The organism is Candidatus Bathyarchaeota archaeon, assembly GCA_025059045.1.
GTDB lineage: Archaea > Thermoproteota > Bathyarchaeia > Bathyarchaeales > DTEX01 > JANXEA01.
The window spans coordinates 15,989-33,941 of sequence record JANXEA010000005.1 but is presented as its reverse complement, the minus strand read 5'-3'; the positions used below and the strand labels follow the sequence as shown (position 1 = coordinate 33,941).

Below are 17,953 nucleotides of genomic sequence, written 5' to 3'. Positions count from 1 at the left end.
TTTCTATTCAGGCAGCGCCTATGGCAAACGGTCATATCTTTAGTAGCACCAATGCGTTTTTGATCACTGATTACTCTCGAGTAATAGCAAGTATAAATATGACATTGCTCGACCAACATATACGTTTTCTCTCAAGTCTCGGCAGCAGGGCAACTGGATATCCCGGGAACAGAATCGCAGCCCAATATATATATGAACAGTTTAGGAGTCTGATGGATAATGTTACAGTTCAAGAGTTTGAGGTTGTAGACTGCATAGATCATGGCGCCAATATAACATTCCTTTCGACAGGAGAAACCATAGAGGTATATGCAGCGCGACCGAACTTTGTCGTTCCCTCAACGACGCCCCCGGAAGGAATCAAGGGCCGCCTAATGTACCTAGAAGACGCTGACTTAGAGGACCTTGACGGAAAGGAAATTGAAGGATGCATTGCTCTGCTTGATTGGGCATCCGCATCGTCCAAATGGATTGAACTGTATCGCCAGGGCGCCAAGGCAGTTATATTCATGGAACCCGACCCCCTCTACACTTTTATCGCCCCACTGAAGGATGACGTATTCAGTCCGCAGTACCAACTGATTACAACATTTATTGAGGATCTGCCGCTCAAATTTCCAAGATTTATCGCCACCAAAGAAGCAAGAAATAGACTCCTAGGCCATGTCGGAGAGGAGGTGCTGATAAAAGCCAGCACATTCTGGGAGAAGGTCAAAACATGGAACATATGGGGGGAAATAAGGGGAACGCAGTGGCCTAACCAATCCCTACTACTAATAGCATATTATGACTCTTATTCCGACTCCCCTAGGTACGCGCCTGGGGCACAGGAGGCATGCGGAATTGCTTCACTCCTTGAGATAGCCAGGTATTTCAGCCTTCACAGACCGAAACATACTATTATATTTGCAGCGCTTTCAGCTCATCATCAAAACCTTGAGGGATCAGTCCAGTTCATAGATGACTTCTTAGATCCGATGAGGAGCTGGTATCTCAGGAAAGATCTCGGGCTAATCGTAGAGAAGAACATCTTTTGGCTAATCAACATACAGCTCGACACAGGCAGCAATGAACTCCTGTGGGTTCCCTGTAGCAGCGGAGAGAAGGCTGGAGCGGTTACAACGGTGTACTGGTGTGGAAATACATTCGATAGTTACACATCTGCAGAGACAGCCTTCTACCTAGAAAACTTTTTCACAAATACATATGCCGAGATAAACATGGCGAGTTTAGGGAAAAAAAGATACTCAGTCTATATCTTCTCATCCAGCCACGTGTTGGACGTTGAGTGGGATGTAGGAAATCAGTTCAGCTGGTACACAAAAATATATGATATGGAGCCCATATTCCTTCTGCGCAATGGGTTCTCACAGTTCCCCTCTGCATCTGCATTCACAACAGCCTATTATAATAAGTTCCTAGGCAGACCATTCGATAGATATGAATATGTGAATCTCAGAAACCTCCAGGACCAAATCGAATTCATACTTTATTCAATCGTAAGGCTTGATAGTCTCGACTGGACCAGTGAGATAGGAAACACGGCCGCCCAGAATGTGATAAGAAACTGGCTTGCGAACAGAGAGGCAAACAAGCAGACACTAAAGAACACGATCTCAGCTGGAGGAACAGTAAGCAGATGGGAAGTAAACGCTACAGGCATGATTGGAATATGGAATGATTCTATTGGATGGTTCTCTCCAGTCCCTAACGCTCTTGTCATACTTGAAGGGGGAGCAGGACCCCAGGCCTCAAGCAACTATAAAACATTCTTCAACATGCCACTTTCGTTCAGACGTTTCACATTCGCCGACGAAAATGGAAGATACCTATTTAAGGGCGGAATTGGGCAGAGAGACGGAAGATACGTAGGCTTTCTAATATCGGCATGGGTTATTGACGCTGAAACTGGGGAGATCCTGTACGCCCCCGACATGAGATCCCGCTACTACGCTAGCTACATATGCGCGGGTAGCGGCATCCCTGAGCTTGGTGTCCTACCCATCTTCAGATGCTCTCAACTTGTAGTAGATGTCTTTCACCCAAGTTCCTTGACTTCACCAGTACTGCCAAGCGGGGAAAGCGTTCCAATTCAAATCTCCCTGAAAAATGAGAAGTTCGAAGATGTCCTGAGTTATGGTGTATGGAGCCGAAGCAACCTTTACGTGCTTGCCGTTCCCCCAGGCGAATACATAAAGGTGATGATGTATGCGACTGTTGATAGATACCCTTTTGGCATGATCCTCAATAGTACAGGCGACAATCCAGAAGGTTACGGCTACATTCTGAAACCTGGAGAGCAAAGATACATAAAGCTTCACAGCGGGATCTCAGATCTTATAAGGTGGACTAAGAGAATCTCAGCAAGCATATTGGATAATATACCCTCACAAGAGAATCGCGAAATGTTTGAAGGGCTAATCGAAGCTGAAAAAATGTTATCAGAGGCTATAAGAGCCCTCGAACATAATCATTCATATTCCAAGTATTTAGTTAACTGCATCGCCAGCTGGAACAAGGCCTTAAGGGCATATTTGCATTTCAGAGCCAAAGCCGAAGACGCAGCTGCAACTGTACCCTTCTTCTCATTCATCGCTATCCCATTCACGATAATAGCGGAGGCCCTTTTCCTTGACTTTAGGGGAAAGAGGAAGATTCTGTCCTTAGTCCTCATCTTTAGCTCATTAATCGTTTTTCTTTATTTGTTCCATCCTGGCTTCTCAATAGCTGCAAGCCCGATGATAAATGTCATCGGCTTTTCGATGCTTATACTCATGTTCCCAATACTTATAGTAATGTTCATGCGTTTTGCTAACCTCCTCAGGTCATCCCGCATCAAGCTCTTAGGCGAACATGAAATAGACATATCTAGAATGAGAAGTTCATTCTTCATTTCATTCAAGCAGGGTATAGAAAACATGAAAAGAAGGAAGATTAGAAGCGGACTTGTACTGATCGCTTTGATAATATTAGTTTTCAGCGTCTCAAGCTTCTCCTCAGTATCCGCGATTGTGGGTGTGAGAGAGGAGGAAAGGGGAAGAAGTCCCCCTTATCAAGGGATACTTATCCGAAAGGATATGTGGGGCTATGGCGGATTCGACTTAGGAACTAGAATCGTTGACTTTCTCAAAGCAGAATTTGGAGATCAAGCTATAGTGGCGCCGAGGGCTTGGATATATATGTTTCCAAGGTTCAGAACTGTCGAGGATGTGGATGGAACCTACGGATTTGAGTGCGTATCGGTCACAAGTGGACGGAACGTTTCAGTCAATACATTGTGGGGGCTGACCCCGGAAGAGAAAGAAATAACGAGATTAAACTTTCTAGTAAATGGTTCATGGTTTGGAAGAGGTCAGGAGAAGGCGCCACTATGTATAATTACTGAAGCCATCGCGGAGGAAGGAAATTTCAGCATAGGCGACATCCTTACAATCGCTGGTACAAACTTCACGGTTATAGGAATAATGAGTAACAATATTCAGTTCTTGCGAGACCTTGATGGTGAAGAACTTTCACCAATAAAGTTCGATATAACCCCCGACAATCCCTGGAACGTACATGTGGATCCAAGCTATTATGTCATAATCCCATATGAGGTTCTAATATCGTTGGGAGGACGTGTTGCAAGCGTATCGATTAAGCCGTTAGAAAGCGTCAATGTGCCCAAGATGGCTAAAAAAATATTCAATCTTTTCAACGTATACGCGGTCTATTACACTTCGGGCGACAAAATATACTTGTTATCCCAAGGGTTAACATACAGAGCTTTCGGATTTGAAAGCCAAATAGTTCCAATAACTCTCGTGATTCTATCACTATTGAATATGCTCATAAGCGCCGTTTATGAGAGACGAAGAGAGATATCGATCCTCAGCTCCATAGGTCTCTCACCCTCACATATAGGTTTCCTCTTCCTAGCGGAAACAATTACATATGCTATTGTCGGTTCCATAATAGGTTACCTACTGTCCCTTCCAATAACTAGCTATATCGCCCCAACCGGCGTAACATTAGATCCTACCTCCTCACATGTTCTCCTTGTTCTAATGGTCGCAATGGTTACAGTTATAACCTCAACAATCTTTCCAATAGTCTCGGCTGCAAAGTTGGTGACTCCCAGTATGGAGAGAAAATGGGCTCCTTCATCTAAGCCTGTTGGGGATACTTGGGAGTTTCCACTTCCTTTCACCTTCTCAAATAGGAAAGAGGCTGAGCAGATGATAGATTACCTTAAAGAGTTTTCCAAGCGCCACTCCTTCCGTGACGCGCCTATTTTTAATGTGGATGAGATCAAGGAAGAGTTGGCAGATGATAGAGAGATGGTTCTCAGCCTATATGTAAACTTAGCGCCATATGACTTAGGCGTGAAACAGGATGCAATAATACGTCTAATCAGAGACGCCGAAGAGGATACGTGGAAGGCTGGACTGACTATTAGGAGGACTGCGGGACTAACAGAGGACTGGGAGAGGTTAACGCTTAAATTTGTAGACGAAATTAGAAAGCAGTTCCTCCTCTGGAAATCAAAATATGGCCAAAAAAGCGGGTCGAACGGGGAATAGAGAAAGATGATGCAAGCCGATGAAAGAATAAGGTCTGGAATAAGCTGGATCAGCATGCTTGCAGGTATCTTCTCCATATTTGTCTTCATCCCAGCAAACATCTATTTGGAGCTGATGACAGGCCAGCAGATCGAAGTCTCCATATTCGCAATGCTCCTCTTTGTGGAGATGGGAAAACTGCTTGGAAAAAGAATCACTCGCCAAGAAGCCTTCTTAATAAGCTTCTTGGCAAGCCTTGGCACATACGCTCCACTAGATATGGTTTATCGAGTATATTTTAGAAATTCAGACATTGTAGGCTCATTTGGGATCGCAGATTATATCCCCGAATGGTATGTGCCGCCCCCATCCGCGAACATTCAATGGACTAGAACATTTCTGCATCCCTCATGGACAACGCCTTTCCTCCTCTATTTTATACAATACTTACTCGGAACAATACTGGCCATATCCCTAGGCCTATTACTCAAGGAATTCTACATTGACATACAAAAGCTCCCATTTCCACTTCAACAAGTCTACGCGCAGCAGATAGAGACCATTAGCGAGGGAGAAGAATCATCTGTAAATCTGCTCTTCGGGGCAAGCGTTATCGGATTTATGTGGGGCTTTATAGTCTACGCCATCCCAAATTTAACCAAAGCATATATGGGGAGATCGATCGAACTTGTCCCAATTCCATGGTATGATTTTTCAGCGCAGATCGAAAATTATTTTCCCGGAGCAATGTTCGGCGTTGCGACAAGTCTATCCCCAATAATATCCGCGCTTGTATTGTCTGAGAAGATGGTCGCCAGCATGATTATCGGATCCTATGCCGTTTGGTTCTTTGGAAACTGGCTGACAGTCGCCTATCAGCTCGCCCCAGACACTGACCCAATTCTTCTGGGATACCAGAGCTGGTGGCTGCCAAGAATGTCAGCTGAAGATATATATTCACGTTCGACCATGTACTTCTGGGCTGTACCGCTTATCGGATTCTCGCTAGCAGCAGGACTGATGCCAATCTTCCGCTACCCTAGGAAATTTGTAAAGGCTATATCCTCTCTTGGTTCTCTGAGTGCATGGGGGAGACGAGTAAAGTATTATGTAATCCTCGGAATCGCCGCCCCAATAGCGGCTGGACTAACAATTTACATGTTGCTCACAGATTTCCCATTATACATTGCAGCGCCGCTCTTCATATTCGCACCCCTAACCCTATCAATGGTGAACAGTCAAATGGTGGGAGAGACAGGCGTAAACCTTGATGTCGATGTTCCAATGAACTTAATCTATTACGCGAGCGGATACAAGGGGGTAGAAGTCTGGTTTGTTCCAACACTTATAAACATCGAGGGAACTGGCTGGTTAAAGAATTATAAGGTGGCTGAGCTAACCGGAACCTCAATATGGAGCCTGATAAAGACTAGACTAATGTTCACACCTCTACTATGGTTTGTTGGGTATATGTTCGTCCAGCTATTCTGGTCGCTTGCACCTATTCCATCCGGCGTTTACCCAGGTGCAAGAATTTTCTGGCGGGTGAGAGCCATAAACAGGTGCATATGGATCAAGGGTCGAGAAATTGGGCTCTTCAATCCCTACTGGCTCCTATATGCATTTGGAGTAGGGGCCATAGCGTACTTTGCAACTGAAATGTTTGGCTTCTTATCCGCAATAGGATTGGCCGCTGGGACAGCGACAACGCCGCACTATGCATCTCTACTTGCCATAGGTTTAATGATCAAGATGGCTATAAGGAGGTATAAAGGAAAGAATTGGTGGTCGGCGAATCACCGGCTTCTGGCAGCTGGTCTCGGCGTCGGAGTAAGCATCGCCGTTACCATATCGGTAGCAATAAGCTTCATAGTTTCCTCAATTTGGCTACTGCCAATATGATGCCATGAGACTTTTATGGTTCCAGTGTGAAAAGTTTTTATTGGTCCTTTCCATTCCTTAAAACGAGACATAAAATGAAATTGGGCTCTTTACATGCACGAGCTTTGTATTTCATAACTGTTCTCCTACTGCTTCTCATAATTCCTAACTTCTGCCACGGGGTCATCTGCAAAGAGTCAAGTGTGGTAGAAACAGTTTGGCGCCAGCAACAGAACGTAGAGACCGCAGATTATAATTGGTCGTATAGAGGTTTCTCTGTGGCGGAACTGCTTGAAGAAAGGGAGGGCTTTGGTAGGAACGCGACTGGTGGTCTAAACGGACGGGTCTACCGTGTGACTACACTTGCTGACAGCGGGCCTGGAAGCTTGAGAGAGGCCGCCTCAACAAGTGAGCCTCTATGGATAGTCTTCGACGTTTCTGGAACAATTGAGCTTAAAAGCACGATTAATGTCAGATCTAATAAGACGATCGACGGAAGAGGGGCTGAGATAACAATTACCGGATATGGATTAAAGATAAGCAAAGCCTCAAACATTATAATCGTAAACATAAGGTTTGACACAGCGGCCAACGTGGACATAGACGCATTATCTATTGATAGCAACTCACGTGACATATGGGTGCATCATTGCGACTTCACAAACTACTCGGACGGAGCACTTGACATCACAAACCAATCAACAGACATCACCATCTCTTGGTGCAGATTCTGGAACCATGACAAGGTAATGCTGATCGGAAATGATCCGGGCAAGACCGGGGACGCCATCATCCGAGTCACTCTTCACCACAACTTCTTTTTCAGGACAGTCCAGCGTACTCCCAGATTGAGATTCGGCAAAGTCGACGCTTACAACAACTATTACTTCGGCTGGCAGAGCTATGCGATCGGCGTTGCAATGGGCGGGCAGGTGCTTGCAGAAGCAAACATCTTTGAGGCGGAAAACCAAAAGGTTGTTGCACAGTACCGAGTAGGCTCAGATCCGGAGGAAGGATACATTAAGATGGTTAATAATCTCCTGCTAAACGGAGCAAACGCGAAGAGTTATAAGGCGGAAAACGTTTTCAACCGTTCAGAATATTATGAAGCAAGAGTGGAGCCGGCTGACGATGCGCTTAGATCAAAGATAATGGCTCAAGCCGGTGCCAGCATACCCGTTAAGCCCAAAATAATGACGGATTCGAAGCTGCAGAGAGAAGATTGGCGCTTCAAAGCTCCGCTAACAGACCCTGTCCAAGCGGGAACAGCCCTTACACTCTACGCCGTAATACCGCCATACAGAAGCCAATCTGAGAGAGTAAGCATATACGAATGGAACTTCGGAGACGGCAACATAACCTTAACTACATCAACTTCCATCATACACATCTACCAGTTCGGAGGAATATACAATATCACCGTATCATTGAAAAGTCCAGAAGGCTCAACGATCAGCATTATCAACGCAACATTAAACGTTATCGGTCCCAGCAGTGGCGGTAGCGGGGGCGGAGGAGGCAGTGTAGGTGGCGGGGAAACCTCTATTAGAGATCCTGATCCGTTTTATTACGTTTTAATCGGGATTGTGATTCTCGTCATAGCGATTGTAGCGTGGATATTCATCAAGCGAGTGTAAACAACATAGAAGAATACGATAGTGTATGCTGACAGAAGTCTCTGTTTACAATCCGTGAGAGATGAGCGATTTTTCTTCAAGAGCAGGATGTGGGCTCCGCACTCAAGATCGTCATCATCAGCTAGAGTTCAGAAGGGTCAGACCTGTCATTACCCACAAATTAGAAATTAAGAAATTAATATTTAAAGCATCATCCCGTAAAAACTTTAACAAATGCTAGCCTTGAACGAAATTCTTGCAATTTTCAATTTAAGAAAGTTTATAAATGCTCGAAGAAAGGCTTAGTATGCTAAAAATGCGGCATCTGTGTTCATAAAGGATGGAGAATGGAGGATTACGCAGGGTTGATATTGCCGTTAGGCAAGCTTCCAACCGAGGCGCTTAAAAGGGTAGTGCTAAAGTATTTGGGTGCAGAGAGTAAGGATGTTCTTCTGGGACCAGCTCCCGGAGAGGATGGGGCGGTCATTAGAGTTGGAAATAAAATCGTTATTTCCTCAATGGATCCTATAACAGGCGCCGTGGAGAATATTGGCTGGCTGGCGGTCAATATAAACGCGAATGATGTTGCCACATTCGGCGTTAAGCCTTCTTTTTTCTCTTCCTGCATTCTTCTACCTGAAAATTCCTCTGAGGATACTGTAGAGGCTATATGCAAGCAAATGGACTCGGCCGCGGAAAGACTTGGCATTGCCATAATTGGCGGTCATACAGAAGTTTCACCAGGCCTACATAGACCCATTGTTATAGGATGCATGATGGGAGTATCCGAGCTCGGCCGTTATGTAACATCAAGTAGCGCAAGACCAGGTAACAAGATTATTCTGACAAAGAGTGCAGGAATAGAGGGTACAGCCATATTGGCGAAAGAAAGATACGACACTCTTCAAGTGTCAATTGACAAATCCCTGCTAGAGTCGGCTAAGCAGTTTTACGAGCGCATCAGCATTGTTGAAGAGGCTTTGGCGGCTTTCAATACTGGCGGCGTGACCGCCATGCATGATCCAACGGAAGGCGGAGTGGCAGGCGGAATCCATGAATTGGCAGACGCCTCAAACCTCGGATTTAAGATAATCGAGAATAGTATACCAGTCTCTAGGGAGACATTGGAGATATGCAAATTCTTCGGGATTGATCCGCTACACTTGATCAGCTCGGGAGCGCTCCTTATCACTGCTGACAACCTGTACGTGGAAGCTATTATGAGAAATCTTGCGGAACGCGGAATAAATGCTGCGGTTATAGGAGAGATGCTTGAGGATCCTGAGAAGCGATTAATTATCCGGAGCGACGGATCTGTCGGTGATCTGGAAAGGCCTACGTTTGATCATCTATGGCTTGCATTAGAAAATCGATGAGGCATGTGAAAAATAGGAATGTTTTTCTCTTTCATCACATAAAGTCATTTGATCAAAATGCCATACTGCAAGATCTGCGGAGCCCATTTACCCTTGGACGAGGAACTGCGTTACTGTCCAAGCTGCGGAAGTTACCTAGGTCGAGAAAGATTAGGCGTGGCGAGAGGCGAACTCAAGCCGGCAACAGGTAAAAGCGAGAGACTGATTTCACTTAGAGCTAGGGTTCTCCTTCTATGTCTAATGTTTCTTACATCTGTTATTGTGACTTCTCTAGGTGCTGCGAGCACGATTGACCCAGCTGAAGCGCAAGATATGCTCCAAGATCTAGAGCGGCTTAGAGAAGTTTTAGATTATGCTGGGTTGCCTCTGATATTCGGTAACAACCTAATGTACTGCTTAATGATGTTTGTTCCTTTAGTCGGACCGATCTCAGGTTTCTTTGTTCTCTACTCAACTGGGCTGAGCATAGCCGCTATGAGTTCGTCGGCGGGAACCAACCCTCTACTAATTCTTTTCCTTCTTTTCCTCTACCCTCATGCTTGGATGGAGTACTTATCCTATAGTCTTGCCATATCTGAGAGTATATTGCTAGTCTACGCCCTGCTAAGGTATAAAATCTTAGGGTTCAAGCAGGAATTTTCGAATGCGCTGAAGGCCATCTTCATCTGCGCGACGGTCCTATTACTCGCAGCAATTATCGAAATGCAGCTAATAGCTACTATGAGATGAAAAGGATGCTAATTGGAGGGGGAGAACTCCTCCCATGATATACCAAGTTTCTCGGAGAATTCTCTAATCCATTTCTTATAGGACGTGTAGGCGGCACGCGCGATCTCAGCTTTTTCCTCCCTCGAAAGTTTTTCCTCCTCGATTAGGAGCATCGCAAACCACTTACCTAGGTCGGTCAACACATAATACTTCAGCCAGACTGTTCTACTCGGAGACTCGGCCTTCTCCATGAATTCCATTAAAACACCCTGTTCGACAAGAGACTTCAGGCATCCGATGATCGTCTTGTTTGAATAACCAAGCTTGCAGATCAGGTCTTTTTGGAAGATTTTCGTATTTAGGCCCTTCTCAATGGAGTACTTTAGGATGTTGACAGAAACCTTAGAGCCGAAAATCGTCTCTAAAACCTTCTCCTTCTTATCCTTCGGAAGGAAAATCACATATGGATAAAGACGCTCGCTCAAGGCGCATGCCGCCCTAATATTTTCATAATAGGTTTAGGGAAGAAATTATCATTTACGGTCATGAAATTGGACTCATGAAAAGTTTTATAAAGCAATGTATGTTATTACATTGGATTTCCATGAAACGTCTATCCATCCTAACGGCAAAAAAGGCAGCATTGGTTTCGGTCTTCTCAGCACTTTATTATGCATTTTCGTTCATGCCGGGAATAAGGATTATGACAGGCGGCGTTAACACCTCGATCCAGATTGAGGCGTTCATGGCGTCGATATATGGGCTTCTGCTAGGCCCATATCTTGGCACCCTAACTGCTTTATTAGGCGCGTTCCTAGCATGGCTTCTCCCTCCTGGGACACCAAGCTTGACCAGCGCTGTTTTTCTTCCATCACCTGCGATAAATGCCTTCATAGTTGGCAACATATACTTGAGGAGATGGAAGATTCCAATGTTGACGCTGGCAGCCGTGATAGCTATGTTTTGGCTTTTACCTGTCACCCAGCCGTGGAGCCTTTACTCATATGTCGGCCTATGCGCGATGTGGGATAAAATTCTAGCTCTTATTCTTATTCCTCCAACCGTGGCTTTACTAGTTAAGGTTTTAGAAAAACCTCATGAGCCCACCGCATCTAAGGAAACAGTTTCATCAAAAAGGATCGACTTGCCGACGCTTTTCCCAATCGTCGCCTCCATGCTGATCATTGCGAATGCACTATATATTGTAGCAGGGTGGAGCTTGAAAATTGACCTAAACATTGCTGGAACAACCTTTCGATTCAATCTTATACCGAAAGAGTTATCCTTTATGTCCGTGCCGCCGTACTCTTATATTGGGCTTTTAGTTGGCGCGGCAGTTCTTCTTTCCTCACTGAAACTCGCGAAAAAACATAGAAACCGTGAAACCTGGTGCATCTTAATCTTAATATTTTCATGCTTAAGCGTGACTTTCGGGGGAGGTTTTTACACTGGCGTCTTCATGGGAATTATCGGAGGGCTTTCTGGACTACTCACGGAGAAGTTTCATCAACCAAGAAGAATGGTTTTCAAGGAGATGGTGTCATATTTTCTTATAGGCTTTATCGGAAACGAAGCGGATAACGCTTTGGGAATCCTAATTTACTCAACACCATTCGTTTACCAGAATATCTTTCAGATAGCCAGCATCGAGACCTTACGCTTATCCCTTGTTATCGCTCCCTTCTTCTATTTTGGGGTCAGACTTCTTCAAGCAACAATTACCGCTCTCCTGGCCACGCCGCTCCTAAGAGCCCTTAGGACGGCTGGCTTAGACCTAATTTACTTGCTAAAATAAGATTAGCATCCGTGAATAGAAGACTTCTGATTTTTAATTATTCGAAAGTGTTGATAGAACTAGAAAACTTAAAATGCAGCGGTTAATTTATTATGAGCCCGATTTTGATGGAAAGCAAGAAGTATATGAAATTTCTTGAGCATCAGGCGCATCAAAACCCTGTTAGAATAGAGGGATCCCTGAAAAGTGAAAAATTCAGGATCTCTTGGCAGTCGCCTGAGGGAAAGCATGCTTTACCAGGGTCCTCGGATATTATAGAATCACTATATCTGGGAAGGGAGATGCAAGAGAGCGTTGTCGTAGACAGAAGAATTGCAATGCTTCTTCAAGACCGTTTAAGAGGGCTTGAAGAAGAGAATATTCGCATGAGAAAAAGGCTTAAGCTGCAAAAGCTTCTAAACATTTTTCTCCTAGCACTCCTAGCACTCTTACTCTCTTACCTTATTCTTTCCCAATACATGATTAATGTTTTCTAGGGGAAAAGGAATGCCATGAGTGCTCGAAACAAGATATACGATCTGCAACGAGAAATATGCGATCGGTTCGTCGGCAATGAAGAAGCTGTACGTATGCTCGTGCTTAACCAACTCCATTACAGATCGACTACTCTGATACGAGCGCCGCGTGGAGTAGGTAAATCAACGCTTATGCTCCTCATTCTTAAGGGCATTTGCGGCGACAATTTGGTGGTTGTCTCTGGCGCGTCAGAAGTGAAGAGAGGCGAGGTTGTAGGCAGGCTTCATATTCCCTCACTTGAGAAGGAGGGTGTTGAGAAAGTTCTTTGGGCTGCATTCGTAAAGAGTAAGGGAAAGGCTATAGACGAGGTTAACAGGCTTAACCCTTACACAACCGCGAACATTCATCATATGATGCAGTTCGGAGAAGTCTGGGCGTATGGAAAGAAGGCGAAAGTGGAAGACTATGCTTTAGTAGCGAATGAGAATCCAATGGATGCAACGTCATTCATTCATCCACCGCCGTTCTATGATAGGTTTGACATATGCCTTTTCCTCAGGTCATTGACCTTGAGTGAAAAATTTAGGCTTCAGGAGATCTTGGAAAAGTATGATTGGAACCTAGTTGACTCTATGCCGCAGGTTATCTCGTTTGAGGAGATGGAGACTATTAGAAAAGAGGTTTCAGAGGTTGAGCTTGATCCTGCTTTGTCAGGGTACATTAACCTCCTGGTCAGAGACTTCCAGGCCTGCATAAGGGATAAGGAGGAATCCGAGATCAAGCCGCCCGCTCTCTGCGAAGGTTGCCACTTCATAAGAGATGTTTGCGGCAGAATAAAAGAACCCCTTAGTGAACGTGCCACCGTAGCTATGATGCATCTGGCTAAAGCCGCGATCTGGCTTTACGGGAAATGCGAGTTTGAAGAACTCCTGAAGATGGCTGTCTGGGTTTTACCTCACAGGTTAACTTTAGTCAGAACAAGGAACATGCTAACCGATATAATCGATCTTCTTGAAAGGGAAAGGATAAAGATTGCCGATAGGAATGTGAGGAGGCAATGGCCTCTACTTAATGAGCTCATAAAAGAGTTCAATCCAACCGTTTATAGGTTAGCAAGAGACGCTGCCGTTGAGGACGTCGCCTTTGCAGAGGAGCTCATACGTATGGAGGAAAAATGGGTTCAAGAGGGAATACTGAAAAGGGATGAAACCCTATATATGCAGATGGGTTGGCAGCGGCCATTCTATAGGGGTGTCACGGTATAGTTGACTAAAGAAGAATTGAATGTTATCGACATTTTTAACCAGGCATGGGCCGAATTATACTGTCCACCAGTGAAGCTCTCCCTGCAGGAGAAGGCTGGTCGGAAGCGTAGACCATCAATTTCTGTTCTGAATGGTGAAGTAAACATAAGCTCACTTATTGTTCCAGCAGGGTGTAATCCTAACGAGTTTCTTCTGTGGATTTTTCGTCATGAGCTCTCTCATGTTCATCATTGCCCCTATGACATAAAGACGGCCTATAGCCTAGAAAAGGCGGCATACGAGATCACCCGCGACTGGGCATTAGCCTTTTTGGCCACTAAGATTTTCTGCGACTGTCAGATCGATATCAATTACCTTCCAAGGAGATTCGGCGAATTTCCATACTATATGCGGATCGTTGGTGATCGACCAAGATCCTTCGCCGAGCAGGTGATGAAGGAAATTTACCTACACGTTTTTCCAGTCCATAAGTCTAAGAGTAAAGAGTTAGCCGGGGTTGCGAGAGAGATCCTAACGGTTACATTACTTGACAAAACGTGGCATACGAAAGTTCAGATAATCGCACATATTCTAACAAGTCTTGTTGCAAGGCACCCGGAAATCATTTCAAAAAAAGAGTTGATGAGGGATATTGAATATAACCCGCTAATTGTCAGAGAAGATTTTTCCCATTCATCCCTAGACATGTTCTCCGAAACCTACGGTTCAATATCCGAGGAGTCAGCTGCAAAAGAATTTTATAACCAGTGGATAAAGCCGAGGATGCCTAGGAATGAGATGGAAAAGATCAAGTCGCTGATTAATGAGAAGATGCGAATGCAGGGAGGAAACGAAAAAGAGATCATGAAGGAGATTAAAGCGTTGAGGCAGACACTTGAAGTAACAAAAGCAAGCCGAGCGGAAAGGTCTTCGCTTGAACGTTTTACAACAGGGGAGGCCGCTGGAAGGGAACCAGTGCTGCCTACATCGCTTTCTACGCCTATTACAAGGATAAGGTCAGGACAGTTGGATGATCTTCTCTGGAAGAGATACTGGTATAAGGCAAGGGCTGAGCATGCGATACTCAGGTATTTATCTGAGAGCAGGAGGCATCAGCCGACATGGTCCGTAATGAAGTATCCGGATGAATGGTATATAGAAGATGAAATAGAAGCCTTGGATGTTGAAACAAGTTTGGATGAGGGGCCGCTCATCCCTGAGGTTACAACGATAAAATGGGTTGAGGAGCCCACTCCTCATGGACAATCTATAATTAGCGGATTCGTACCCTCAGCCATCACGATCTTAGATGTGAGCAGGAGTATGCTTAATGTGCATAATGAGGCCGCTGTAGCAGCATACATTGCCTACCTAAGTGCCCGCAGGGCCGGTGGACAGACATCCACAATCGCTTTCTCAACAAAATACTTCTCAGCAGGCTGGGACTCCGCAGAGGATGTTAAGGAGATTGCTCTAGCAATGGAATTTAATGAATATACAGTTTTCCCTATACATGAAGTCTTAAGACTTTTGAAAGGAGAGCGTAGTCCCTGCTTCATTATGATAATAACGGATGGCGGATGGCAGAATCTGGCCGAAGTAGCCCCGGCACTAGAGAGGATTGCCGATTCAGGTCATAGAATAGTCCTCTTCCTGCTGAAAGGAGGCAACTATCCCGAGAGGATAGAGGTTCTGAAACAGACACCAAACATTATGATACATAATGTTCTTGACCCGGAAAGAGACCTACAGGGACTAGTAATTTCGGAAAGTGCAAAGACCTTTAGAGCATACTTGATGTAAATCCAGCTGTTCTGAAGGCTAGATGCACAGGTTTTTATCATTCACTCGGTGTCGTAGAACTCTTCTGCCTTAGGAAGCGTCCTGCTCAGTCCTATACGTTCACGTATCTGCTCAATCACTTCTAATTGCATAGAGTCTGGCACAGGTGACCATCTGCTGAACTGCATAGCCCAGAATGCCCTGCCCTGAGTAGATGATCTTAACTCTTCGGCCAGACCGAAGGACTCGGCAACCGGAATCTCAGCCTTTACGATCATCATGTCCTCCTCATTAATCATGTCGAGGAGTTTGCCTCTGCGCTTCTGGATTATTGATATCACCGGACTGACGAAGTCGCTTGGAACTTTACATTCAAAGGTGAGGATAGGCTCCAAAAGTTTTGGGTTGCATAGAAGGAAGCAGCCCCAAATAGGTCTCCATGTCATAGGCAGGATCTGTGCGGGTCCCCTATGGACCGGATCCTCATGGATAAGGATATCCTCAAGGTTCACCTTTAATCCATAAGCTGGCTCCTTGGTTAACACACAGCTGTGCACCGCTTCACGGAAACCGGATTTAATATGGTCTAAAACCTCCTCAACGAACTGTTTACCTTTTATCCGATTTACAAGAATGTTTGTCCCCTCAATCGCAATAACGTTACGTGCATCCTCAGTGGGCCATCCGAACTCATGAGTAAGAATTCTCTGCCTCTCGTCCCTTTTCTGCATCTCAGAGATCCTGCCCTCCTTGATGGCTTGGATGACATCCTCGGATAGTCTTTCTAATGTGACCCATAGCTTGTTATGCTTGTTTGGGCTTTTCCCCATAACTGGAGGACCCTTATAGTCACTGCCGATAGTTTCCCGGTAGATAACTATTGGTTTGCTTAGTCTTACCTTCAGACCTGCCTCCTGCATCCTATAAGCCGCGATCTCAAGATGAAGCTCCCCCATCCCGCTCAGCAGATACTCGCCGCTCTCCTTGTTTATTTCAAAGTGAAGATTAGGGTCTTCAAGGGTTAATTTATGAATGACCTTATCAAAAAGTGGCAGATCCTTGATGTCTTCAGGTTCAACTGCTACTGTCACGACAGGGTCTGATACATACTTTAGAGCTTCGAATGGTTGCGTCTCCACTCCTTCCTCCGCGATTGTCTCGCCAACCTGCATTGTAGGTAAACCTGAAACGGCTGCGATATTGCCTGCTGGGATTTTCTCGACAATCACTCTGTCCGCGGCCATGCTCATGTAGACTTGTTGAATCGTTCCCCTCTGATTGGAAGTCACCAATCGAACGGGTTTTCCTCTCTCAACAGTACCGCTGAAGACCCTCCCAATAGCGACCACGCCGCTATGCGGGTCAACTTCGATGGTGGAAACGCACATAAGTAATGGTCCGTTGGGGTCAACTTTTGCCATCGACTTGCCTACAGGTGAGTTTGGATCCCCCGGCCATATCTGATTTTGTCTATAGGGCTGAGCCTCTAATGGGTTTGGCAGGTGCTCAACAAACATGTCCAGTACTGGTTCCCAGAGGGGAACCTTCTTGCTTAACAAGTCAACTTTTCTTCCGACTTCTTCCGGCTCGCCGGTATAAGCATCTATAACATCCCTGAAGGTTATACCCTTCATCTTCATGTAAGGCAGGTTGAACCCCCACTTGTGAAGGGCTGATCCAAAGGCAACTCTTCCGTCCTCAACCCTAACCTGCCAGTCTTTTTTGTGTTCAGGCGGAGCATACCTCTCTATCAGACTGTTTATTCGCATGATTATCTTGGCGAATCTGCTCTGCATGGCTTCAGGCGTCAATTTTATCTCCCTAATCAGCCGGTCAACCTTATTTATGAAGAGCAGGGGCTTTACTTTCTCGCGTAAAGCCTGCATCAGAACGGTTTCAGTCTGGGTCATAGGGCCCTCAACGGCGTCTACAACTACTAGGGCACCGTCGACAGCCCTGAGACTACGTGTAACTGCACCGCTGAAATCTATATGCCCGGGCGTGTCTATCAAGTTGATAAGATACTCCTTCCCCTTATAATTGTGGACTAGGCTAATGTTGGAGGCGAAGACGGTCATCTGCCTCTTCTGCTCAAGCTCCCACGAGTCTAGGTAAAGTTTCTGTCCAGCTGTCTGCTCGCTTATTATTCCCGCCGCAGCAAGTAGACTGTCGGAAAGAGTTGTCTTGCCATGATCTACATGAGCGATTATGCTGGTGTTTCTAATCCTCTCTTGGTCATTCATGAGTCTAATGATTTCCTCGATCTGCTTGTAGCGTCCCATATCAAACCACCATTATAGTATGCGTGTATTAAGAGAGATAGATAACATAGTGCGGAAACTTGGGGCTTCAGACTCGTAATGGTTAGGCATACTCTTCACGAGATCGGATGGGATAATGATTTTGACATTATGCGGCCTATTAATCTTTTTGTTCCCCCCTCAGCCTTCAAGACAAAGGTTGTATATCGCGGCGACTTAATTTTATATGTGAACGTCCACGTCATTGGATCCAAGCCCGAGACTACTGATGTGAATTGACGATTATTCCTGAA

12 protein-coding genes are annotated in these 17,953 nt (G+C 45.3%); 10 read left to right on the top strand and 2 right to left on the bottom strand.

Translation table 11 applies throughout. The features are described 5' to 3' along the window. The first annotated feature begins 98 nt into the window (after positions 1-98). The 5 genes from NZ952_00920 to NZ952_00900 all read left to right on the top strand — a co-directional run bounded on the left by NZ952_00920 (position 99) and on the right by NZ952_00900 (position 10,143). Positions 99-4,562 carry a M28 family peptidase gene (locus tag NZ952_00920; GenBank protein ID MCS7119762.1) on the top strand — a complete coding sequence of 1,488 codons (4,464 nt, stop codon included), beginning with the start codon at positions 99-101 and terminating at the stop codon, positions 4,560-4,562. Positions 4,563-4,568: 6 nt separating this feature from the next. After that, complete coding sequence (locus NZ952_00915) at positions 4,569-6,443, top strand: OPT/YSL family transporter (protein ID MCS7119761.1); 1,875 nt, start codon at positions 4,569-4,571, stop codon at positions 6,441-6,443. Positions 6,444-6,517: 74 nt separating this feature from the next. Beyond that, on the top strand, positions 6,518-8,059 hold the full coding sequence (locus NZ952_00910) for a PKD domain-containing protein (GenBank protein MCS7119760.1): 1,542 nt from the start codon (positions 6,518-6,520) through the stop codon (positions 8,057-8,059). A gap of 326 nt (positions 8,060-8,385) precedes the next feature. Further along, entirely contained in the window at positions 8,386-9,414 is a 1,029-nt protein-coding gene (locus NZ952_00905) for an AIR synthase family protein (protein ID MCS7119759.1), read from the top strand. 57 nt (positions 9,415-9,471) lie between these two features. Next, a complete protein-coding gene (locus NZ952_00900) occupies positions 9,472-10,143 on the top strand; it encodes a stage II sporulation protein M (protein ID MCS7119758.1) in 672 nt (223 codons plus the stop codon). 8 nt (positions 10,144-10,151) lie between these two features. On the opposite strand, the gene NZ952_00895 is transcribed toward NZ952_00900, so the two are convergent. Then, positions 10,152-10,607, bottom strand: a complete 456-nt coding sequence (locus NZ952_00895; GenBank protein MCS7119757.1) for a hypothetical protein — start codon at positions 10,605-10,607, stop codon at positions 10,152-10,154. A 158-nt stretch (positions 10,608-10,765) separates the two neighbouring features. Between NZ952_00895 and NZ952_00890 the strand changes: the two genes are divergently transcribed. The 4 genes from NZ952_00890 to NZ952_00875 all read left to right on the top strand — a co-directional run bounded on the left by NZ952_00890 (position 10,766) and on the right by NZ952_00875 (position 15,420). Further along, entirely contained in the window at positions 10,766-11,917 is a 1,152-nt protein-coding gene (locus NZ952_00890) for a hypothetical protein (protein ID MCS7119756.1), read from the top strand. Positions 11,918-12,024: 107 nt separating this feature from the next. Further along, a complete protein-coding gene (locus NZ952_00885) occupies positions 12,025-12,393 on the top strand; it encodes a hypothetical protein (GenBank protein ID MCS7119755.1) in 369 nt (122 codons plus the stop codon). A gap of 15 nt (positions 12,394-12,408) precedes the next feature. Beyond that, complete coding sequence (locus NZ952_00880) at positions 12,409-13,638, top strand: AAA family ATPase (GenBank protein MCS7119754.1); 1,230 nt, start codon at positions 12,409-12,411, stop codon at positions 13,636-13,638. After that, positions 13,639-15,420, top strand: coding sequence for a hypothetical protein (locus NZ952_00875; GenBank protein MCS7119753.1), 1,782 nt, complete (start codon positions 13,639-13,641; stop codon positions 15,418-15,420). It abuts the gene before it with no gap. A 41-nt stretch (positions 15,421-15,461) separates the two neighbouring features. On the opposite strand, the gene NZ952_00870 is transcribed toward NZ952_00875, so the two are convergent. Beyond that, positions 15,462-17,681 (bottom strand): elongation factor EF-2, encoded by a 2,220-nt coding sequence (locus NZ952_00870; protein ID MCS7119752.1) that lies wholly within the window; start codon positions 17,679-17,681, stop codon positions 15,462-15,464. 78 nt (positions 17,682-17,759) lie between these two features. On the opposite strand from NZ952_00870, the gene NZ952_00865 reads away from it, so the two are divergent. Then, the gene (locus NZ952_00865; GenBank protein MCS7119751.1) at positions 17,760-17,939 is read left to right on the top strand and encodes a hypothetical protein; all 180 of its coding nucleotides are present in this window, start codon (positions 17,760-17,762) and stop codon (positions 17,937-17,939) included. Positions 17,940-17,953 lie beyond the last annotated feature (14 nt).